Here is a 22527-nt window from a genome sequence, read left to right on the forward strand (position 1 = left end):
CGCTCCAGGGCGGTCCGGGCGGCGGGCCCGGCCCAAAACCCCGCCCACGCGTGGGGGGGGTAAGCCACCGAATACCATGCCGGGGGCCCGGCCCACCCGGGGGGGCCCCCCCCCCCGGCCGGGCCGCCCGCCGTGTCGCGAAGGCGAGCGGCCCGGGTCCGCCGGTCAGGAACCGACGCTCACCGTGAAGCGCCGCGGGTTGCCGTCGTGGGCCGCCCCGGAGACGTCCGGCTGGCCGTCCGGGCGTACGTCGTCGTACGGGAACGCGTACCCGATCGGGGAGTTCGCGTGGACGACGCGCGACCAGTGATTGGTGACCGCGCCCTTGTAGTAGTCCGCCACCGTGGTGCCGTTGGGCTGCTGGGGGTGGCTGAGCATGATCGAGCGGTTGAAGCCCGCCGCGATCCTCGCCAGCAGTGCCTTCTTGTCGTCGGAGTCACCCGGGTTGTTCGTGAAGGGCCCGTGGTTGCAGGTGAAGATGTCCTTCGACGTCGGCTTGACGAAGGTGTGACCGCCCTCGAACGTCAGGGTGTCGCCGCTTACCCGGCCCGCGAGCGTGCCCCGGCCGCCCTGGAGGTCGATCCGCAGGTCGGTGGAGCGGTATTTCTCCCAGACCTCGTCGATCTGCGCCGTGAACAGATCCCGGAACGGCATCTCGTTCGGCCGGTCGAAGAACGGCGCCATCAGGTTCTGCGGCGAGACGACCCGCAGGACCTTCCCGTCCGAGCCGCGCGTCACCAGCTTGTCCCAGGGCTGCCCGTCGGCGGCGGCCTGCGCCGTCAGATCGTCGGCGATGCGCTGCACCGCGCCGTCCGGGAGCGGCGCCACGGTGTGCGTGGTGTCGCCCTCCAGGGTCAGGCCGATCGGCAGCGCGGTCACCAGGTCGACGTAGCTGATGTTCGCGTAGATCTGCTGCGGGTTGAACGTGAACTCGCAGAACGACCAGGTCCGCCCGTAGTTCGGGTCGGTGGGCGTCGCGAACGCCGGCTCGACCAGCGAGGGGCCCGGGTTGAGGTAGAAGTCCAGCTTGTCGTCGCGTACGAAGTAGACCCGCGCCCCGTACATCTGAGGCAGCGTCAGCACGACAGGCCCGGCGCCCGCGGGCTTCAGCGGGATGGCGCAGTCCACCGGGAGCGGGGTCTGCGGTGCGCCCGGGGAGTCCGGGTGGTAGACGCTGCCGTCGGCCCGCAGCAGCACCCAGCGGTCGGTGCCCTGCTCGTGGCCGGTGACGTACGCGTGGACGGTGCCCGGCAGGGAGCGGTTCTCCAGGGCCAGTTCGCACGTTGCGGGTGCGGCCGATGTACGCGGGCTCAGGGCGCTGCCCCAGAGCGGATAGGTGAGCGCGGTCGCGGAGGCGGCGGCGCCCGTCAGGAACATTCTGCGCGAAATCATGAAGAACTCCCGAGGTGTGGGGGGCCGCAGACGGAGTCATGGGGGGTGGGGCGGGGAGGTGGTGCGGTGGGGCCGTCTGCGGTGCGCACCACTCTCACCACGGGTGCCGTGAGCGTCAAGAGTTAGGACTGAGAGCGCTCTCAAGAATCGAGATTCTTCACAACTCGACGGTTCGAAGCGGCATTTCGCAACCGTCGGTCGATAGTCGAGTGCTCGCGGTGAACACGAACTGAACGCGCAATGCGGCGTGCCCGTCCGTACCGCTCTTGGACTAAGGGCGGCGGTTGTTGGACTGGTAAGTCCCTCTGAGCGGTATGACGTTGACCCTGTCGACGCCGGGGGATTACTCAGTCCTCATGTCGTCAAGATTCCCTTCGGCGGGCGCAGTCGCCGCCGCCTCAGCCGCCGTCCTGGCCCTCGTGGGGACCGCGCTCCCTGCCGCAGCCACCGACCTTCCGCCCGCCGCGGCCGCCCCCGCCGCGGCCGCCCCCGCCGCAGCCGGCGCCGTCATCGCGTCCGAGCAGCTCTCCGTATCTGTCGCCGAGGACTTCCCGCGCGTCCTGACATACACCGACCGGGCCAGTGGCGCGCAGCTGACCGGCAGCACGCAGCCGGTCACCGCCGTCACGCTCAACGGCACCGCACACCCCGTGCGGCTCAAGGGCGCACCGCAGTTCACCGCCGGGACGGCCCGCTACACCCTCACCTTCGGCGACCTGCCCGGCGTGGAGATCGACGCCCTGCTCTCCGTCTCCGGACGCACCACCACCTTCAAGGTGGCCGCCGTCCGTGACACCGAGGCCTTCCGCGTCGGCACCATCGACATACCCGGCCACGACCTGGTGTCCGTCGGCTCCACCGAGACCGGTGCCGCCACGGCCTTCACCCGGCTCGACCCGGACTCCACGAAGACCGCCGACGTGTTCGCGGACGTCACCGCGGAGACGGCCGCGGACAGCGCGCCGCTCGGCGCCTCGTACGCCATCGTCAACACCGGCGCCCTGGCCGCCGCCATCGAGTCCAACTCCACGTACGACAAGCCCGCGGGCGCCACCGGCGGTGACGACGCCCGCTTCTGGCACCAGGCCCGCAAGGCCGGCGACGGCAGTGTCCGGGTCGGGGTGTGGTCAGGCCAGTGGACCTACCGCGGCGACGGCGCGCCGAAGCCGGAGAGCGGGGCGGACCTGCCCTGGGCGAAGGTCGTCGTCACGCCCGACGCCAACGGCGACAAGACCGTGAACTGGCAGGACGGCGCCGTGGCCTTCCGGTCCATCGGAATCGAGGCGCCGGGCTCCGAGGACACCGCGAACCGGGTCATCACCCACATCCCGTTCAACTTCGCCAGCCAGGCCACCCACCCCTTCCTGCGCACCCTCGACGACGTCAAGCGGGTCTCGCTCGCGACCGACGGCCTCAGCCAGCTCGCGGTGCTCAAGGGCTACGGCTCCGAGGGGCACGACTCCGCCCACCCCGACTACGGCGGCAACTACAACAAGCGGGCCGGCGGCCTGAAGGACCTCAACGCACTGCTCAAGGACGGCAGGAAGTGGGGCGCCACCTTCGGCGTCCACGTCAACGCCACCGAGTCCTACCCCGAGGCGAACGCGTTCGACGAGAAGCTCGTCGACAGGACCAGGCCCGGCTGGAACTGGCTCAACCAGAGCTACTACATCGACCAGCGCCGCGACATCAACAGCGGCGACCTCGCCAAGCGCTTCCAGCAGCTGCGCGACGAGACCGACGACAACCTCGGCTTCCTCTACATCGACGTCTACTACTCGCACGGCTGGATCGCCGACAAGACCCTTCGGGCCGTGCAGCAGCAGGGCTGGAACGTCGGCACCGAATGGGCCGACAAGTTCGAGCGCGGCTCGCTCTGGTCCCACTGGGCCAATGACCTCGACTACGGCGGGGCCACCAACAAGGGCCTCAACTCACAGATCATCCGCTTCATCCGCAACGACGAGAAGGACATCTGGAACAACGACCCGGTCCTCGGCCAGACCGCGCTGGAGGACTTCGAGGGCTGGACCGGCGAGACCGACTGGAACGCCTTCTACGCCAACATCTGGGAGAGGAACCTCCCCGCCAAGTACCTCCAGCAGCAGAAGATCACCCGCTGGGACGGCAACGACATCACGCTCACCGGCGGGGTGCGCGGCACGGTCGAGGACGGCACGCGGACCTTCTACGACCACGGCCGCAAGGTCCTCAGCGGCACCGGCTACCTGCTGCCGTGGGACGGCGGCAAGAAGCTCTACCACTACAACAAGGCTGGCGGGAGCAGCAGTTGGGCAGTGCCCGGCAAGGGTGCGTACACCGTCTACAAGCTCACCGACAACGGCCGCGTCAAGACCGGCACCGTCCGGCCCGTGGACGGGAGGATCACGCTGACGGCCACCGCCGGACAGCCCTACGTCCTCTACCCCGACAGGGCGCCGAAGGCCGCCGACCCGCGGTGGGGCGAGAACACCCCGGTCGATGACCCCGGCTTCAACGACAGCGGGCTCGACGACTGGTCGCAGACCGGCACCGCCACCCGCGACACCGACGATCAGGGCCGCAACAGCGCCGAACTCTCCGGCTCCGGCACGGCCGCGCTCTCCCAGCGCATCACCGGCCTGAAGCCCGGCACGCGCTACACCGCCTCCGCGCTCATCGAGGTCGAGCCGGGCAGGAGCCGGCACACCACCCTCTCGGCCGGCGGGAAGTCCGTCGTCGTGGACCGGTCCACCGCCGAGGACAACGTCGCCGCGTCCGACCGGCACGGTACGTACTTCCAGCGGGCCAAGGTCAACTTCACCGCCCCCGCCGACGGCCGCACCACCCTGCGTATCGAGGCGGCGAAGGGCAGCACGGCCACCGTGCGGGCCGACGACGTACGGATCGTCGCCAACGCCCCGGCGACGAAGCCGGACACCGTCGTGTACGAGGACTTCGAAGACGTCGACCAGGGCTGGGGCCCCTTCCTCAAGGGCGACGCGGGCGGCTCCACCGACCCCCGCACCAGCATCTCCCAGCTGCACGCCCCGTACACCCAGGCCGGCTGGAACGACAAGCTGGTCGACGACGTGCTCGGCGGCAAGGAGTCGCTCAAGGCCCACGAGGAGAACACCGGCCTCGTCTACCGGACCGCACCGTGGACCGTCCCGATGACCGACGGCCGCCGCTACAAGGTCGAGTACGACTACCAGTCCAGCCACGTCGGTGCCTACGAGTGGGTCGACGGATACGACCGGATCACCCCGGACGGCGCCCCCGCCTCGACCGAGACCCGGACCACGCCGATCGGCCGGCAGCTCACCACCGGCCACTTCACCGAGACCGTCACCGCGGGCTGCGGAGACACCTGGACCGGGCTGCGCAAGCGCGGCGACGCTCCCGAGGGCGCCGACTTCGTGCTCGACGGATTCACCGTGACCGATCTCGGACCGGCCCCGGCGGGCGAGCACGCCGCCTGCGCCACGCTTGTCGTCACGGCCGGCACCCAGGCACTGGAGCCCGGAGCGGCCACCACGGTGAAGGCCACCTTCACCAACCATGAGGCAACGGCGGCGACCGGTGTCGAGGCCGGACTGACCCTCCCCGGAGGCTGGACGGCACAGCCGGCCGGCGTCATCACCTTCGACTCGGTCGCACCCGGTGCGAAGACCGAGGCGAGCTGGCAGGTCACCCCGCCCGCGGACGCGGAGTACAAGGCGTACGACCTGAGCGCCGCCGCCTCGTACACGGTGGACGGCACCGCACGCACCCTGGGTGCGAAGACCACCGTGCGGACCCTGCCCCCGCCGCCCGTCACCGACAGCTGGGCCAGTGACCTGGACTGGACGGCCTCGGAGAACGGCTGGGGCCCGGTCGAGCGCGACCTCTCCAACGGGGGGACGGGCGCCGGCGACGGCACCCCGCTGAAGATCGGGGGCGCCGTGTACGAGAAGGGCCTCGGCACCCACGCCCCGGCGAAGGTCCGCTACTACCTGGGCGGGAAGTGCACCTCCTTCACCGCCGAGGTCGGTGTGGACGATGTGCAGACCTCGCGCGGGAGTGTGCGGTTCTCCGTCACGGCGGACGGCACCCAGAAGGTCACCTCACCCGTGCTGAAGGCGGCGGACACCGCGTGGCAGCTCCAGGCGGACGTCACCGGCGCGAAGTACGTCGAGCTGGCCGTCGCGGACGGCGGCGACGACAACGGCAACGACCACGCCGACTGGGGCAGCGCGCGCTTCCACTGCGGTAGCTGAGCCGAGCGGAGCGAGCGAGGGGGCGGTTCCGGTTCCGGTTCCGCCCCCTGCCATGGTGGGTGCGACGTCCGCCGAGGTGGTGGATCCGCGGCGTGGCGCGCAGCCCTCGATGTGCCGCACACCACATACCCCCCTTTGTGGAAGCCCCACAACGGGAGAGCCCCGCACGCTGGCAGATGGGCTGCATGGTGCGCCCGTTCTGTCAGGTGCCACCAGGAAACGGGGCAGGAGACTGTCCGGAGTCGACGGCACGATTCTCTCGGTCGGGTTCGTAGGGTCGATGCATGACCGTTGTGGACGAAATCCCGGGCGAGCCGAGTGACACGCGTGGCCGGGTGGCCGAACTGCTGGCCCTGCGCGAGCAGGCGCGGCGCGGACCGAGCGACCGGGCGACCGAGGCGCAGCACGCCAAGGGCAAGCTGACCGCCCGGGAGCGCATCGAGCTGCTGCTCGACCCCGGTACGTTCAAGGAGGTCGAGCAGCTCCGCCGCCATCGGGCGACCGGGTTCGGCCTGGAGGCCAAGAAGCCGTACACCGACGGTGTCATCACCGGCTGGGGCACGGTCGACGGCCGCACGGTCTTCGTCTACGCGCACGACTTCCGGATCTTCGGCGGCGCGCTGGGCGAGGCCCACGCCACCAAGATCCACAAGATCATGGACATGGCCATCTCGGCCGGTGCTCCGCTGGTCTCGCTGAACGACGGCGCCGGCGCCCGTATCCAGGAGGGCGTGAGCGCGCTTGCCGGGTACGGCGGGATCTTCCAGCGCAACACCCGCGCCTCCGGTGTCATCCCGCAGATCAGCGTGATGCTCGGCCCGTGTGCGGGCGGTGCGGCCTACAGCCCCGCCCTCACCGACTTCGTGTTCATGGTCCGTGAGACCTCGCAGATGTTCATCACCGGACCGGACGTCGTCAAGGCGGTCACCGGTGAGGAGATCACCCAGAACGGGCTCGGCGGCGCGGATGTGCACGCCGAGACCTCGGGCGTCGCGCACTTCGCGTACGACGACGAGGAGACCTGCATCGCCGAGGTCCGCTACCTGATCGGGATGCTGCCGTCCAACAACCGGGAGAACCCGCCGGTCGTACCGAGCGACGACCCGGCCGACCGCCGCGGCGACGTCCTGCTGGATCTGGTCCCGGCCGACGGGAACCGCCCGTACGACATGCACAAGGTGATCGAGGAGCTCGTCGACGACGGCGACTTCCTGGAGATCCACGAGCGCTGGGCCCGCAACATCGTCTGCGCCCTGGCCCGTCTCGACGGCCGGGTCGTCGGCATCGTGGCCAACCAGCCGCAGTCGCTGGCCGGTGTCCTGGACATCGAGGCGTCCGAGAAGGCCGCGCGATTCGTCCAGATGTGTGATGCCTTCAACATTCCCCTCGTCACTCTGCTGGACGTACCCGGCTTCCTGCCCGGCGTCGATCAGGAGCACGGTGGAATCATTCGGCACGGCGCGAAGCTCCTGTACGCGTACTGCAACGCCACCGTGCCGAGGATCTCGCTGATCCTTCGCAAGGCCTACGGAGGCGCATACATCGTCATGGACAGTCAGTCCATCGGAGCCGACCTCACCTACGCCTGGCCCACCAACGAGATCGCGGTGATGGGCGCCGAAGGCGCCGCCAACGTCATCTTCCGCCGTCAGATCGCGGACGCCGAGGACCCCGAAGCCATGCGGGCCCGCATGGTCAAGGAGTACAAGGCGGAGCTGATGCACCCCTACTACGCCGCGGAGCGCGGCCTGGTCGACGACGTCATCGACCCCGCCGAGACGCGTGAGGTGCTGATCGCCTCTCTCGCGATGCTCCGCAACAAGCACGCGGATCTGCCGTCCCGCAAGCACGGCAACCCCCCGCAGTAGTCGCAGCCGCCGCGGCAACCCCGCAGGCGTCCGTGACCAGCTGCCCAGAACGCCCAGAAGACGGAGACACCATGAGCGCCACTCCCGCCGAGTCAGTGCTGCGCGTCGAGAAGGGCCAGGCCGGCCCCGAGGAGCTCGCGGCCATCACCGCGGTCCTGCTCGCACGCGCTGCCGCCCAGCCCGACGCGCCCGCCCACCGAGGCCGTAACACCGCCGGATGGCGCCGACTGGAGCGCACCCCCGGTTTCCGTGCCCCGCACAGCTGGCAGGGCTGAGAACGGCCCTGCAGGCCACTTCCGGGCCCCCTGGGATCCCCGGACACACAGAAGGCCCCGCACTCCCGAGGGAGTGCGGGGCCTTCCGTGTGCGGCGGCCTCAGCGCAGACGGGCCATCAACGCGTGCTCGACCAGCGTGATGAGCGCGCTCTTGGCGTCCGCGCGGTGACGGGCGTCCGTCGTCAGGATGGGGGTGTCGGGCCCGATCTGCAGGGCTTCGCGCACCTCGTCGGGAGTGTAGGGCTGGTGTCCGTCGAAGCCGTTGAGGGCGATGACGAAGGGGAGGCCGCTGTTCTCGAAGTAGTCGACTGCGGGGAAGCAGTCGGCGAGGCGGCGGGTGTCGACGAGGACGACGGCGCCGATGGCGCCGCGGACCAGGTCGTCCCACATGAACCAGAAGCGGTCCTGGCCCGGTGTACCGAAGAGGTACAGGATCAGGTCCTGGTCCAGGGTGATGCGGCCGAAGTCCATGGCCACCGTCGTGGTGGTCTTGTCCCCGGTGTGGGTCAGGTCGTCGATGCCCGCGGATGCGGACGTCATCACGGCTTCGGTGCGCAGCGGGTTGATCTCCGAAACGGCACCGACAAACGTGGTCTTACCCACGCCGAAGCCCCCTGCCACCACGATCTTCGCCGAGGTAGTGGAGCGGGCTGCTCCGCCGCTAGAGCTTGCGAAGTCCACTGAGCACCCTTTCGAGCAGTGTCACGGCTGGTTGGCCGCCGGCGGCCTCGTCGCCGCCGGGCTGATGGATAGCGACGAGTCCGGCCTCGGCCAGGTCGGCGACGAGGATCCGGGCAACGCCGAGGGGTATCGAGAGAAGGGCCGAAATTTCGGCGACCGACTTGATCTCGATGCAGAGCCGGCAGATCCGCTGGTGCTCGGGCAACTGCCCTTGGAGCCTCGACGGATCGGCCGTGGTGCTGACCAGCGCCTCGATGGCGAGCTGGTACCGCGGCCGGGTCCGGCCACCGGTCATGGCGTACGGCCGGACCAGCGGGTTGTGCGCCGCGGGCTTCGACGGCTCCGGCGCCTGCCGCTGAACCGGCTGGATGCGCGACGGAGGTGCGTCGTAGCGCTGCGGCGGCTGCTGCTGCGGCCACCCGGACCCCGGCTGCTGGGGTTGTTGCTGCGGCCAGCCGCCCCCCTGCGCGCCCTGCGGCGACTGCTGGGGCTGCTGGTAGGGCTGATAAGGCTGATAAGGCTCTTGCGAACCCTGCATGCCGGGCATGGAGGGGCGGTTGAAGCGGTTGTCACCCTGCTCACCCGGAACCCGCCGACCACCCTCGTACGGGTGTCCGCCTGTGGGTGCTGCCACGTTTCCTCCTCCGACTGCCGGTCGCCATCCCAGTGGTGCCGCGCCACCGCACCTTATGGCGCGGTGACGAGAAACGCACTGTCTGTCTGTCAGTTAAGAAGACTTCCCTGGAGCTCGGCGCGAAGATCCGGGGTGAGAACACTTCCTGCACGGTCCACGAGAAGTGCCATTTCGTACCCAACCAGACCGATATCGGCGTCCGGGTGGGCGAGGACGGCGAGCGAGGATCCGTCAGAGATGGACATGATGAAGAGGAATCCTCGCTCCATCTCCACAACGGTCTGGTTGACGGCGCCGCCCTCGAAGATCCGGGAGGCACCCGCGGTCAGCGACGTCAGACCGGAGGCGACTGCCGCCAGCTGATCGGCGCGGTCGCGCGGAAAACCTTCGGACATCGCCAGCAGGAGTCCGTCGGCGGAGACCACCACCGTGTGCGACACCCCAGGGGTGTTGTCCACGAAGTTGGTGATCAACCAGTTCAGATTCTGCGCCGCCTGGCTCATCGGGCTCACACTAACGCTCCTGGTTGTAGGTATTACTTGTGTCCGACCCCGCGTCACGGCCCCGCTGAACACCACGTCGCAGCTTGCTCAGCCTGCCGCGTACGTCCTCGGGGGCACGGGAGACCTGTGGGCCGCCCTGCTGGGTCTGCTCCGCCGTTCCCTCGACCAGGTTGGCCTTGGGTACGCGCCGGGGGAGCCCTGACGGGGTGATTCCGCCCGCCTTGGGATCCTTGAGCTTCTCGGCCCGTTCCCAGCGCTCGTCGTTGGCCGAGCGCCAGTCGGCGGGGCCGTCGCCGTTCGCGGACGCTGTCTGCGGCGGCTGTTCCTGCTGCGGCGGTCGCTGCTGCTGTTCCGCTGCGACCGGCTGATCGTTTCCGCGGCCGGTGGGCTGCCAGTGCTGCTGGCCGGCGCCGCGGCGCGGGAGACCCGCGTTCGTCAGGTCCTGGCCGTTGTTCGGGGTGGGCCCCGACCGGTCGAAGCCTACGCGCTCCTGCGGCTCGGCGGGTGCGCTCGGAACAGATTCCGCTTGGGGCTGCGCGAGCGGCTCGTACCCGCCCTGATAGCCACCCTGATCCGCCCAATCACCCTGGTGGGTCTGGTCGGTCCGAGGGGCGAACGGATCGCTGTACTGCTCCTGCTGGGCCTCCGGGGCGGCGTACGAGGCTTCCGCATAGGCGCCCTGCTGGGGCTGCTGCTGCGGCTGCTGGTACCCCCCCTCGGTGCCGTACTGCTCGTAGCCGCCGTCATATCCGGGCTGTGCGTAGCCCTGCGGCTCCGGGGCGTACTGCTCGGGTGCGTACTGCTCCTGGCCGTACTGGTCCTGCCCGTAGCCCTGCTGACCCGCTCCGTCGTCCTGGAACGCCGGACGCTCGCCGCCGGTCTGCGCCTCCAGCGCGGCACGGCGCTCCTCACGTATCAGAGAGCGGCCGACCGGGTCGAGCTGCGGCGAGTCCGCCGCCGGGGTCTCGTACCGCGAGTCGTCGAAGCCGAGCTCCGCCGCCGTACGCATCGGGGTGTGGTGGGGATGCAGCTCGAAGGGCTGCGGCTGCTGCTGCTCGGGAATGATCGAGGAGACGGTGAAGTCGCCCTGCGGCGCAGACTCGCCACCGCCACCATGGGTGATCGCGTCCGGCAGCATGACCAGAGATGTGGTGCCCGCCTGCTCGCCCGAGGGACGGAGCTGGACGCGGACGCCGTGCCGGTCGGCAAGCCGGCCGACCACGAACAGACCCATGCGCTGGGACACCGCGGCGTCCACGGTCGGCGGATTGGCCAGCTTGTGGTTGATGTCGGCGAAGTCCTCGGCGGTGAGGCCGATGCCCTTGTCGTGGATCTCGACCATGACGCGGCCGTCGGGCAGCCGGGTCGCGGTGACGCGGACCTTCGTCTGCGGCGAGGAGAACGTGGTGGCGTTCTCCAGCAGCTCGGCCAGCAGGTGGACGAGGTCGGTGACGGCCTGTCCGTGGATCTCGCTCTCCGGTACGCCGGTGAGCTCGATGCGCTCGTAGGACTCCACCTCGGAGGAGGCGGCCCGCAGGACGTCCACCAGCGGCACCGGCTGGTTCCAGCGGCGGCCGGGCTCCTCGCCGGCGAGAACGAGGAGGTTCTCGCCGTTGCGGCGCATACGGGTCGCCAGGTGGTCCAGCTTGAAGAGGCTCTCCAGCTGGTCCGGGTCGGCCTCGTTGTTCTCCAGGTCGGTGATGAGGGTCAGCTGACCCTCGATGAGCGACTGGTTGCGGCGCGAGAGGTTGGTGAAGATCGCGTTGACGTTGCCCCGCAGCATGGCCTGCTCGGCAGCGAGCCGGACCGCCTCGCGGTGCACCTGGTCGAAGGCGCGGGCGACCTCGCCGATCTCGTCCTGGGTGTTGATCGGGATCGGCTGCACACGGGTGTCCACCCGGCCGGGCTCGGTCCGCGACAGCTGGTCGACCAGCATCGGCAGCCGCTGCTCGGCGATACTGAACGCGGCGGTACGCAGCTGGCGCATCGCGCGGCTCATCTGGCGGGCCATGAGACCCGCGATGATGAAGGCGGCCAGCAGCGAGATGATCACGATGGCGGCGTTGACGATGGCGTCGTTCCGGGCGCTGGACGAGATGTCCGCGGCCTCGGTGACGGCCTTGTCGACGAGTTCGTCCTCAACAGTGGTGTAGCCGTCGAACTTGGCGGTGGCGGCGGCCATCCAGGTTTCAGGGGTGATCCCCTTCTTCCTCAGATCCTGGGGGCGCTGGCCCTGGCCGATCTGCTGGGCCATGCCGTCGAAGACCGAACCGTCGATGCTCGGCGGCGCCACGAAGGGCTGACCGGTGGCCTCGGCCTGCGCCTTGGCGGCCTTGAGGAGCTTGGCGCCCTCGGCGGCCTTGCCGGCCATGACTTCCTTGAGCCGGGCCGCGTCGGCCTCCGTACCACCGGAGACGAACTCGCCGAGGGCGATCTGCTCCAGGTAGTTGTACGAGCCGAACGCCTTGACCTGGGCGTCGAAGGTGGCTTCCTTCTGGCTGGGGCGCACCAGGAGGTGCATGCCGATCGAGCGCTGAAGCGATTCAGCAGCCTTGGCCAGCTCGATCGCGTAGACGGTCCGGCCATAGGTGGTGATGTTGCTGCTTCCCAGGCCGAGCTCGTTGGAGAACTCCATCAGCGAGTGCTGGACCTTGGTGTAGCCCTCTTCCGTCTTCACCGGGTCCATCGCCTCGGCGTAGGCGGCCTTGCGCAGCTCGGGGAGCAGGGGCTCCTCCACCTTGAACAGCTTGAGGCGGCGGTCCAGCCCCTCCTTGTCCGGCATGCCCTGTACGGCGGTGTCGAACTTCGCCGCCGCTTCGTCAGTGGTGGCGCGGGCGTCCTCGACCTCGGGGGCCGTGCGCTCGTTGGACAGCAACGGCTGGGCGGTGAGGTCACGCTCGTCGAGCAGCGCCTGACCGTACTCCGCGGCCGCGCGGACGATCTGCGCCGTCCTCTCGGCGTCCTGGGCCTCGTTCCACCTGTCGACGGACCCCTTCACCTGGAAGCCGCCCATGACCAGGCCGACCAGCGCGGGTATCAGGAGAATCGCGTTCAGCCGGGTGGGCACCCGCCAGTTGCGCGGGGACAGCCGACTGGTGCTGCCACCTGCCGGTTCCGCCTCGGACGTGTCCGAAGGCGACACCGCAGCGCGCGGCGGCGGGGTGAAGTTGCCCCGCTCCGGCTGCGCCGCGGAGCCCTCGTTGCTTCGCCTCACTCGACCAACAACCTCTCGGCGTCGGCACCTACGTTGTGCCGGATTATTCGTTCAGGGGCGTATTACTCGGTAGTTCGACGCATTGCAGCACGCGGACCGGCCGCGTTCCAAACAGTCGGAATGCCTGATTCCGGGTGGCACACGCCTCAGATAAAACGGGCATAAAGAACGAGCCCCGTCAAAAGGCGGGGCTCATGTGAGCACAGTGGTACTGCTCGGATGCGTCGGGTATTGATGCGGAGCCAATTGTCTGTCGAAATGTTATGAACACGGGGGCGGATCGTGTCAAAGGACACAGGCCGCCCCCGCTTGACTACTGCAACTTCCGTAGATCAAAACCGACTTCGCGCTACTTGAGCCGGGCCATCAACGCGTGCTCCACCAGCGTGATCAGACCACTCTTGGCGTCCGCGCGGTGACGGGCGTCCGTGGTGATGATCGGTGCGTCGGGCCCGATCTGCAAGGCTTCGCGCACCTCTTCCGGAGTGTAGGGCTGGTGTCCGTCGAAGCCGTTGAGGGCGATGACGAAGGGGAGGCCGCTGTTCTCGAAGTAGTCGACTGCGGGGAAGCAGTCGGCGAGGCGGCGGGTGTCGACGAGGACGACGGCGCCGATGGCGCCGCGGACCAGGTCGTCCCACATGAACCAGAAGCGGTCCTGGCCCGGTGTACCGAAGAGGTACAGGATCAGGTCCTGGTCCAGGGTGATGCGGCCGAAGTCCATGGCCACCGTCGTGGTGGTCTTGTCCCCGGTGTGGGTCAGGTCGTCGATGCCCGCGGATGCGGACGTCATCACGGCTTCGGTGCGCAGCGGGTTGATCTCCGAAACGGCACCGACAAACGTGGTCTTACCCACGCCGAAGCCCCCTGCCACCACGATCTTCGCCGAGGTGGTTGCGCGGGCCGTCCCGCCGCTAGAGCTTGCGAAGTCCACTGAGCACCCTTTCGAGCAGTGTCACATCCGGCGCGCCGCCGGCCTCTCCATTGCCCGGCTGGTGGATGGCCACCATGCCGGCTTCCGCCAGGTCCGCCACAAGGATCCTGGCCACACCCAGCGGCATGGACAGCAGGGCCGAAACCTCGGCCACCGACTTGACCTCGCGGCAGAGGTGACAGATCCGCTGGTGCTCGGGGAGCAGCGTCCCGAGGTGAGCGGGGTCCGCTGTGGTGCTGACCAGCGCCTCTATCGCGAGCTGGTACCGCGGCCGGGTCCGGCCACCGGTCATTGCGTACGGACGGACCAGCGGCTGGTCGCCTTCACCGTCGTACGACGCGTGGTGCAGTGCGCCGTACGGATCAGGTGAGGCGGGTGGCGGGGTCATGAATCCTCCGGGCGTGACAGCAGGGTGTCGCCTTGCCGTCGGAAAGGGCCGGTGGGGGGGTCTGAGGCGGCCGGACGGGTGAGGGTTTCGAGTAGTAGCTGGGGGGATCGTGTCAGGTGTCCGCTGCATGGCCGCCTAGTGGAGCAGACTGCCTTGTAGTTCGGCGCGGAGGTCAGGGGTGAGTACCGTCCCCGCGCGGTCGACGAGGAGTGCCATCTCGTACCCGACCAGGCCGATGTCCGCATCCGGATGGGCGAGGACGGCCAGAGACGAACCGTCCGAGACGGACATGAGGAAAAGGAACCCGCGTTCCATCTCCACGACGGTCTGGCTCACGGCGCCGCCTTCGAAGATCCGGGAGGCACCCGCGGTCAGCGACGTCAGCCCGGAGGCGACTGCCGCCAGCTGATCGGCGCGATCGCGCGGGAAACCTTCGGACATCGCCAGCAGCAGGCCATCCGCGGAAACCACCACCGTGTGGGACACACCTGGGGTGTTGTCCACGAAGTTGGTGATCAGCCAATTCAGATTCTGCGCGGCCTGACTCATGGGGCTCAACTAACGCTCCTGCTGGTGAGTGGGGCCGAGTTGGAAACTGCCGGTAGACGAGCCGTTGTTGGCCTGTCGTCCCTGCTGGATGCCCCGGCGGAGATTGGTCAGACGGCCGCGTACGTCATCGGGCGCACGCGAAACCTGAGGTCCGGACTGATGATTCTGCTGCTGAGCAGTGCCCGGCACCAAATTGGCACGCGGAACCCGGCGCGGCAGCCCGGAGGTGGTGATCCCGCCCGCAGCGGGCTTCTTGACCCGCTCCGCCTGGCGCACGAGCTCGTCGTTGGGCGAGGCGCGCCAGGAACTCGTGACGCCGGCATCGGCCGCGCCACGCCTGGGCATGGGCGGAGCCGGGTTACCGACGGGCTCCGGAGCCGCCGGTGCCTGCGGCTCGGCTGCCGGCGGCTGCGAGCCGCCGTGCCCCGGGCCGTGGAACCAGTTCGTCTCCAGCGTGTCGTACAGCGGCGTACGCCCGTCACCCGGACCGGCCGGCGGCAGCGCCTCGGGATGCTGCGGCAGCGCCGGGCGGCGCGGCGGCTCGCCCGCGGGCTGGACCGGCGGACGCGGTGCACCGAAGTCGGCGTTGTCGTTCCGACGCGGGGCGGGCATCTGCTGGTTCTGCGGCAGAGGGGCGTCGAAGTCGGGGCGGGCGAACTGCGCGGTGCTCGCCGGGTCCGGTATGTGCGGCGCCTGCGGCGCGGAGAAGTCCGGGCGGGCGAACTCGGCCGTGGCACCGGGGCCCTGGCGGTCGTTCATCGGCGGACGCTGGTTCGGCGCGGTGAACGGCTGGTGGGGACCGGAGCTGCCCGGGCGGGCGAACCGGCCGGAGTCCGGCTCCTCGTGACCGCGCGGCGAGTCCGGCGGAGTACGCCGGGAGGCACCCTGTTCCTCGACGCCCCAGCTCGCACTCTGCGGACGCTGCGGCTGCGGGTTGCCGCCGGGAAGCTCGGCCCGCGGACCGCCGGACGGCGGCAGCTGACGGCCGGGGCCGCCGGGCTGCTGCAAGCCGCCCTGGTCGTGCCGTGCCTGCTGCGGCTGCGGGGTCTGCCGGGCGGGCGGACCGCTCTGGCGGCCCGGCTGGCCCTGCGGACCGGACTGGGGCGGACCCGAGTGACCGAACAGGTTGGGCTGGCCCGAGTCCGCGCGGCCGGGAGAGTCCTGCTGGCGGGGCGCGCCCATGCGCGCACCGCCGCCGAAGGCGCCGGTGAGCCCGCCGCCCTGGCGCGGGGCTTCCGGCTGGCCCTGGTTCGGACGGCCGGGGCCCTGCGGACCGTTGCCGGGTGCACCGGGGCCCTGCTGGCCGCCGCCGTCGCGCGCGGGCAGTGCGGCCCGCTGACCTGAGCCCGCGCCCACCTGCCCGCGCTGCGGACCGGAACCGAGGCCCTTGGCGGGAGCCGCCGGGGCACCTGCGAGCCCGGAACGCTGACCGGCGCCCGCACCGGAGCCGTTGCCACCGGCGAGGAGACCACCGGGAGCACCGGCCTGCGGGCCCTGACCCTGCTTGGACTGCGGCTGCTTGCCGCCGTGCGCGACCTCCATGGGCAGCATGACCAGCGCGGTCGTGCCGCCGGAGTCGGAGGGCCGCAGCTGGATCCGGATGCCGTGACGCAGGGACAGGCGGCCGACCACGAACAGACCCATGCGGCGGGACACGGAGACGTCCACGGTGGGCGGCGATGCGAGCCGCTCGTTGATCGCCGCGAGGTCCTCGGGGGAGAGGCCGATACCGGTGTCGTGGATCTCGACGAGAACGCGCCCGTCGGGCAGCGCGTGACCGGTGACCCGGACCTTCGTCTGCGGCGAGGAGAACGACGTCGCGTTCTCCAGCAGCTCGGCGAGGAGGTGCACGAGGTCGTTGACGACGCGGCCGGCCACTTCGGTGGCGGGCACGGCGGCCAGTTCGATGCGCTCGTACTGCTCCACCTCGGACGCGGCGGCACGGAGCACGTCGACCAGCGGCACCGGACGGGTCCAGCGGCGGCCCGGCTCCTCGCCCGCGAGGACGAGAAGGTTTTCGCCGTTACGGCGCATACGGGTCGCGAGGTGGTCGAGCCTGAAGAGGGAGGACAGCTGGTCCGGGTCGGCCTCGCGCGACTCCAGTTCGGAGATGAGCGAGAGCTGACGCTGGATGAGGCCCTGGCTGCGGCGCGAGAGGTTGGTGAACATCGCGTTGACGTTGCCTCGCAGCAGCGCCTGCTCGGCGGCCAGTCGGACCGCCTCGCGGTGCACGTCGTCGAAGGCCGCGGCCACCATGCCGATCTCGTCCCGGGAGTGCACACCGACCGACTCGACGGAGGTGTCGACGTCCTGCGGGTCGGTCTCGGAGAGCTGCTTGACGAGCTCGGGCAGCCGGTCCTGGGCGACCCGGGTCGCGGTGTCCTGCAGCCGCCGCAGCGAGCGGATCATGGACCGCGCCACGACGAAGGCGCCGACCAGAGAGACACCGAGGACGATGAGGATGACCGCACCGTTGAGGATGGCGTCGCGCTGCGACTCCTCGCGCAGCTCGCGGGCCTTGCCCTCCATCTCGCCGAGGAGGGTCTCCTCGATGGTCTTCATGGCCTGGATCTTGTTGGAGCTCTGGTCGTACCAGTCCATGTACGTGCGGACCTTGCGGCCCTCCATGCCCTGCGGGCTGTCGAGCACCTGCTTCGCGTACATGTCCGCGGCTTTGATCTCGGGGTTGCCGTTCTCCAACGAGTCCGTCAGCTCGGCGGCGCTGTTGCCGGTGGTCTCGTAGGTCGAGGTGAACGACTGGAGGGCCAGATCCTCCTTGCGGTGGGCGTTGCGGCCGAACAGCTTGTCGTTGTCGTTCAGGTGCGTGGCGGTGCTGTCACCGCTCGGCAGTGCCGCGGCGATGATCGCGCGCTGGACCGAGGCGTACTCCTTGGCGGAGGAGAAGGCCGCCAGGGCACGGGTCCGCTTGATCATGTCCGGGTTGCTGGTCGCCTGCGCCATGTCCTGCGAGAGGCCCAGGAGCGCGGTGATCAGCTGGCTGTACTGGTCGACGGTGCTGAGACTCGGGGTGCCCGGGGCGTAGGCGTCCTTGCGGATGGTGCGCAGCTCGCCGAGCTGGGAGGCGATCTGACTGACGCTGGAGTGGATGCCTTCCATCGCATCGTCGGTCTGCGACGTGCTGATCCCGTCGGCGGCGTCGAGGAAGGCGTCCTTGGCCCGGTCGGTCCGCTTGCGGGGCTCGGTGACCTTGAAGTCGGTGGCCTCGACCTTGTTCGCCAAGGGGCCGGCCGACTTGTCGCGCTCGTCCTGGAGCGCGTTGGCGAGCGCGGTCGCCTGCTTGGTCATCTGGGTCAGCAGCTGCATGTGCTCCAGCTGTTCCATGTCGTTCATGGACTCGTTGATCCGCAGTCCGCCCAGCGTGGTCGCGGCGACCACGGGAAGGGCGAGGAGGGAGACCAGACGGGTGCTGATGCGCCAGTTGCGCAGGGCTATGCGTGAGCCGGTACCGATCGGACCCGCGGGTTTGAGAGGCGTGGCCGGCTCCGCGCCGCTGCTGCTCGTCGTGCTCGAGCGCTGCGCGCGGTCGCCGCTGTTGCCGGCTGCGGCCGGCCCGGGGTTCTGGGCGTGCTGGGGCGAGGAACCGCGGTCGGTCCCGCCGCGCGGCTCCTGTTCCGCCGGAGCGCTGCCATCCCTCTTGAAACGTCCCTGCACTAGCGTCGCAACCTCTGGACCAGGCGTCCCACCACGTGTGCGGGCGGGACGGTGTCGGCGTCGTGGGGCGCTGGACGCGCCCCATGGTGGTCGTGAGTGACCGGCGTACTTCCCCCTCCCGCCGCCACTCGGCGCTGCGTTGCGCCCCTGCGCGCTGAGCGCTGAAACCCGCGGCGGTGCGTGGAATTCCAGCACAGTGGAGGATCTCCAACAAGGCCCACGTACCGGGCTGTGACCTGCGTGACACCGCGTGATCGCTAAGTAACAAGCAGTGGAGAGTGTTCAGGGGCAAAACGGATCATTGGGGGTGCACACCCTGGGGGTGGGCGGTGTCCTAGTCGACATGATCGGGAGCGGAATGGCAGATTCAGTGCCGTAATGCCCGTTTTGATTCAGGTGATCGACTGTCCGCAATGGGTCAATTGTCGGCAACTTCGTGAGCAAACTCACATGATGATCGACGTCTCTTCCCGGCTCCCGCAGGGAATTGGATGTTTAGCCTGACGCTTTACAGGGATAGCGAATCCGTCAACCGGCGCCCCTCCGGGCGGCGCCCCAGCGACAAGGGCCCACACGGCAGATGAAGACGACGATGATGTTCCGCAACATTGCCAACCCCCGGCGCACCACGCTGGCGCACCTCGAGGACGCCGCAGCGCTGCACACGCCGGAGCAGCCGGAGCACGCAGTCGACCTGCCCACCCAGACGGCCAACCCCCGCCGCACCATCCTCATGGAAGCACCCGCCACGGCCGCAGGCTGATGCGCGCGGCTGTCCCCCCTCACCCGCGCTAGCCTGGAGCGTCAGTCTTCAGCCAGCCAGCAAGTGAGGGGCGACAGCATCCCGTGCGCATCGCCAGGTTCTCCATCGACGGCAATGTCGCCTTCGGCGCGGTCGAGGGTGAGGGGACCGTCGAATCCGGCGCCCTCGTCATCGACATCATCAAGGGCATCCCGTACACCGACTTCGAGCTCTCCGGGACCAAGGTTCCGCTGAGCAAGGTCCGGCTGCTGCCTCCCGTGCTCCCCAACAAGGTCGTGGCCATCGGCCGCAACTACGCGGAACACGCCGCCGAGCTCGGCAACGAGGTCCCGGATGTCCCCGTCGCCTTCTTCAAGCCCACCACCTCGGTGATCGGCTCCGGCGACGCCATCGAGTACCCCTCCTTCTCCAACGAACTGCACCACGAGGCCGAACTGGCCGTGGTCATCGGCCGTATGTGCCGCGAGGTTCCGCGTGAGCGTGTCAAGGACGTCATCTTCGGCTACACCTGCGCCAACGACGTCACTGCCCGCGACGCCCAGGAGCGCGAGAAGCAGTGGGCCCGGGCCAAGGGCTTCGACACCTCCTGCCCGCTGGGCCCCTGGGTGGAGACCGACCTCGACCCGGGCGACCTGGCCATCCAGGCGACGGTCAACGGCGAGCAGCGCCAGCTGGGCCGTACGAGCGACATGATCCGCTCGATCGAGGATCTGGTCGTCCACATCACGGAAGCCATGACACTGCTCCCGGGCGACGTGATCCTCACCGGAACTCCCGCAGGGGTCGGACCCCTGCACGTCGGCGACGAAGTCGCCGTCACCATCGAAGGCATCGGCACTCTCACCAACAAGGTGATCAAGCGTGGTTAACGGACCAGTCCGCGTACGTTTCTGTCCCTCCCCGACCGGCAACCCCCATGTGGGCCTGGTCCGCACCGCCCTGTTCAACTGGGCCTTCGCCCGGCATCACCAGGGCACCCTTGTCTTCCGTATCGAGGACACCGACGCGGCCCGTGACTCCGAGGAGTCCTACGAGCAGCTGCTCGACTCGATGCGCTGGCTCGGCATGGACTGGGACGAGGGCCCGGAGATCGGCGGCCCGCACGCCCCGTACCGCCAGTCGCAGCGGATGGACCTCTACAAGGACGTCGCCGAGAAGCTCCTGGCCGCCGGCCACGCGTACCACTGCTACTGCACCACCGAGGAGCTCGACGCCCGCCGCGACGCCGCCCGCGCGGCCGGCAAGCCGTCGGGCTACGACGGCCACTGCCGTGCGCTGACCGCCGAGCAGGTCGCGGCGTACGAGGCCGAGGGCCGGACCTCCATCGTCCGCTTCCGGATGCCCGACGAGGCGATCACCTTCAACGACCTCGTCCGCGGTGACATCACCGTCCAGCCGGAGAACGTCCCGGACTACGGCATCGTCCGTGCCAACGGCGCTCCCCTGTACACGCTGGTCAACCCGGTCGACGACGCGCTGATGGAGATCACCCACGTCCTGCGCGGCGAGGACCTGCTCTCCTCCACCCCGCGCCAGATCGCCCTCTACCGGGCGCTCATCGAGCTGGGTATCGCCAAGGACACCCCCGCCTTCGGCCACCTTCCCTATGTCATGGGGGAGGGCAACAAGAAGCTCTCCAAGCGCGACCCGCAGGCCTCGCTCAACCTGTACCGCGAGCGTGGCTTCCTGGCCGAGGGGCTGGTCAACTACCTTTCCCTCCTCGGCTGGTCGATCGCCGAGGACCGCGACATCTTCAGCCGGGACGAGCTGGTCGCCGCGTTCGACATCGCGGACGTCAACGCCAATCCGGCACGCTTCGACCTGAAGAAGGCCGAGCACGTCAACGCCGAGCACCTGCGGATGCTCGACGTGAAGACCTTCACCGAGGCCTGCGGCCCCTGGCTGAAGGCCCCCTTCGCCCCCTGGGCTCCCGAGGCCTTCGACGCGGCGCAGTTCGCGGAGATCGCCCCGCACGCCCAGACCCGCGTCACGGTTCTCTCGGACATCACGGCCAACGTGGACTTCCTCTTCCTGGACGAGCCCGTCGAGGACGAGGCGTCCTGGGCGAAGGCCATGAAGGAGGGCTCCGAAGCCCTGCTCGTCACGGCCCGCGCCAAGCTGATCGCCGCGGAGTGGAACGCCGAAGAGCTCAAGGCCGCCGTCCTCGCCGCCGGCGAGGAGCACGGGCTGAAGCTCGGCAAGGCGCAGGCCCCGGTCCGCGTCGCCGTCACCGGCCGCACGGTCGGTCTGCCGCTCTTCGAGTCCCTGGAGATCCTGGGCCGCGACAAGACGATCGCCCGCATCGACGCGGCGCTGGCCAAGCTGGCCGCGTAACGGCCGTACGCGCACCGGAGGCCGGGTTCCCGCTGGGGAGCCCGGCCTCCGGTGCGCGTACGGCACCTGCGGGGCGTGGTGCGGGCCGGTCTGCGGACCGGGTGCGGCGGTCTCTGCCCGCCGGGCCCCGGATGCCGTCGCGGCCTTCGGGGCCCGCTCGTCGTACGTGACGCGGACCGACATCGCGAAGCCTCACGACGGGTAGGTTCTGGAACATGGCGATTCGCGCGGTCCTCTGGGACGTGGACGACACGATCTTCGACTACGCGGGGTCGGACCGTACCGGCCTGCTGCGGCATCTGCGGGCGGAAGGGCTGGCCGACAGTGACGAGGACCACCACGACCGCTGGATGCGCATCGCCTCGGTCCACTGGGCGCGGGTCGCCGCCGGGGAGTCCGACTGGTACGCGCACTGCCGGGACCGGGTCCGGGAGTTCCTGGACGCGGAGCTGAGCGACGCGGACGCCGATGCGTGGTTCACGCGGTACGTCGGGCACTACGAGAGTTCCTGGGAGCTCTTCCCGGACACCGTGCCCGTGCTCGACGCGCTGGCCGGTACGCACCGGCACGCGATCCTGTCGAACTCCTCCGTCGACCACCAGGAGCGCAAGCTGCGGGCCCTCGGTGTGCGCGACCGTTTCGAGGTCCTCCTGTGTGCGCGGGAGCTGGGCGTCTACAAGCCGGACGCCAGGGCCTTCCTCGCGGCCTGCGAGGCGCTGGAGCTCGATCCGCACGAGGTGGTCTACGTGGGGGACGAGCCGGACATCGACGCCGCCGGAGCCGTGGCCGCCGGGCTCACCGGGGTCTGGCTGGACCGGCGAGGGCGTGGCGGGCGCCCCGAACTCGTCCGCATCACCGGGCTCGACGAGCTGCCCGCGCTGCTGGCAGCCAATACCCGTTTTGGAGCGCCGGACACCTTCAGGTAATGTTCTTCCTGCGTCGCCCGAGCGGATCGAAAGTTCCGGTCGGGAAGCGTAGACAGAAACAAAAACCCTCAAGGGGTTGCGTTTCAGTGGGCTATGGTGTAATTGGCAACACTACGGTTTCTGGTACCGTCATTCTAGGTTCGAGTCCTGGTAGCCCA

Annotated in this window: 16 protein-coding genes and 1 tRNA gene; 8 read left to right on the top strand and 9 right to left on the bottom strand. The window is 69.5% G+C overall.

Features of this window, described 5'->3' with window-relative positions:
- Positions 1–165: 165 nt before the first annotated feature.
- Positions 166–1392 (bottom strand): glycoside hydrolase family 64 protein, encoded by a 1227-nt coding sequence (locus ACFWBQ_RS32200; protein WP_329207032.1) that lies wholly within the window; start codon positions 1390–1392, stop codon positions 166–168.
- Between the two features lie 356 nt (positions 1393–1748).
- Between ACFWBQ_RS32200 and ACFWBQ_RS32205 the strand changes: the two genes are divergently transcribed.
- From ACFWBQ_RS32205 to ACFWBQ_RS32215, 3 genes are all read left to right on the top strand, one after another.
- Entirely contained in the window at positions 1749–5630 is a 3882-nt protein-coding gene (locus ACFWBQ_RS32205; protein WP_385505066.1) for an endo-alpha-N-acetylgalactosaminidase family protein, read from the top strand.
- 284 nt (positions 5631–5914) lie between these two features.
- Positions 5915–7498: an acyl-CoA carboxylase subunit beta gene (locus ACFWBQ_RS32210; protein ID WP_385505070.1), complete on the top strand. Its 1584-nt coding sequence runs from the start codon at positions 5915–5917 to the stop codon at positions 7496–7498.
- A gap of 71 nt (positions 7499–7569) precedes the next feature.
- Positions 7570–7773: an acyl-CoA carboxylase subunit epsilon gene (locus tag ACFWBQ_RS32215; RefSeq protein ID WP_385505075.1), complete on the top strand. Its 204-nt coding sequence runs from the start codon at positions 7570–7572 to the stop codon at positions 7771–7773.
- Between the two features lie 100 nt (positions 7774–7873).
- Here ACFWBQ_RS32215 and ACFWBQ_RS32220 read toward each other — a convergent pair whose 3' ends face one another.
- The 8 genes from ACFWBQ_RS32220 to ACFWBQ_RS32255 form a co-directional block, all read right to left on the bottom strand.
- Positions 7874–8455, bottom strand: coding sequence for an ATP/GTP-binding protein (locus ACFWBQ_RS32220; protein ID WP_014048542.1), 582 nt, complete (start codon positions 8453–8455; stop codon positions 7874–7876).
- Positions 8436–9089, bottom strand: a complete 654-nt coding sequence (locus tag ACFWBQ_RS32225) for a DUF742 domain-containing protein (protein WP_385505081.1) — start codon at positions 9087–9089, stop codon at positions 8436–8438. Before ACFWBQ_RS32225 ends, ACFWBQ_RS32220 begins: the two co-directional genes overlap by 20 nt.
- A gap of 89 nt (positions 9090–9178) precedes the next feature.
- Positions 9179–9592: a roadblock/LC7 domain-containing protein gene (locus tag ACFWBQ_RS32230; RefSeq protein WP_006127847.1), complete on the bottom strand. Its 414-nt coding sequence runs from the start codon at positions 9590–9592 to the stop codon at positions 9179–9181.
- Between the two features lie 10 nt (positions 9593–9602).
- The gene (locus ACFWBQ_RS32235; protein ID WP_385505084.1) at positions 9603–12806 is read right to left on the bottom strand and encodes a nitrate- and nitrite sensing domain-containing protein; all 3204 of its coding nucleotides are present in this window, start codon (positions 12804–12806) and stop codon (positions 9603–9605) included.
- Positions 12807–13155: 349 nt separating this feature from the next.
- On the bottom strand, positions 13156–13737 hold the full coding sequence (locus ACFWBQ_RS32240) for an ATP/GTP-binding protein (protein ID WP_128848843.1): 582 nt from the start codon (positions 13735–13737) through the stop codon (positions 13156–13158).
- Positions 13718–14125, bottom strand: coding sequence for a DUF742 domain-containing protein (locus ACFWBQ_RS32245; RefSeq protein WP_003966010.1), 408 nt, complete (start codon positions 14123–14125; stop codon positions 13718–13720). The genes ACFWBQ_RS32240 and ACFWBQ_RS32245 overlap by 20 nt, the downstream gene beginning before the upstream one ends.
- Before the next feature lie 135 nt (positions 14126–14260).
- Positions 14261–14674 carry a roadblock/LC7 domain-containing protein gene (locus ACFWBQ_RS32250; RefSeq protein WP_024495006.1) on the bottom strand — a complete coding sequence of 138 codons (414 nt, stop codon included), beginning with the start codon at positions 14672–14674 and terminating at the stop codon, positions 14261–14263.
- Between the two features lie 9 nt (positions 14675–14683).
- Positions 14684–18346, bottom strand: a complete 3663-nt coding sequence (locus ACFWBQ_RS32255) for a nitrate- and nitrite sensing domain-containing protein (protein WP_385505091.1) — start codon at positions 18344–18346, stop codon at positions 14684–14686.
- 580 nt (positions 18347–18926) lie between these two features.
- On the opposite strand from ACFWBQ_RS32255, the gene ACFWBQ_RS32260 reads away from it, so the two are divergent.
- The 5 genes from ACFWBQ_RS32260 (at position 18927) to ACFWBQ_RS32280 (ending at position 22527) form a co-directional block, all read left to right on the top strand.
- Entirely contained in the window at positions 18927–19109 is a 183-nt protein-coding gene (locus tag ACFWBQ_RS32260) for a hypothetical protein (protein WP_385505093.1), read from the top strand.
- Positions 19110–19192: 83 nt separating this feature from the next.
- Complete coding sequence (locus ACFWBQ_RS32265) at positions 19193–19978, top strand: fumarylacetoacetate hydrolase family protein (RefSeq protein ID WP_385505099.1); 786 nt, start codon at positions 19193–19195, stop codon at positions 19976–19978.
- Entirely contained in the window at positions 19971–21443 is a 1473-nt protein-coding gene (gene gltX, locus ACFWBQ_RS32270; RefSeq protein ID WP_385505104.1) for a glutamate--tRNA ligase, read from the top strand. The genes ACFWBQ_RS32265 and gltX overlap by 8 nt, the downstream gene beginning before the upstream one ends.
- Before the next feature lie 215 nt (positions 21444–21658).
- Complete coding sequence (locus tag ACFWBQ_RS32275; RefSeq protein WP_385505108.1) at positions 21659–22369, top strand: HAD family hydrolase; 711 nt, start codon at positions 21659–21661, stop codon at positions 22367–22369.
- A gap of 87 nt (positions 22370–22456) precedes the next feature.
- Positions 22457–22527: transfer RNA gene (locus tag ACFWBQ_RS32280), tRNA-Gln, on the top strand.

Origin of the sequence: Streptomyces sp. NPDC060035 (assembly GCF_042736635.1) — a bacterium.
GTDB lineage: Bacteria > Actinomycetota > Actinomycetes > Streptomycetales > Streptomycetaceae > Streptomyces.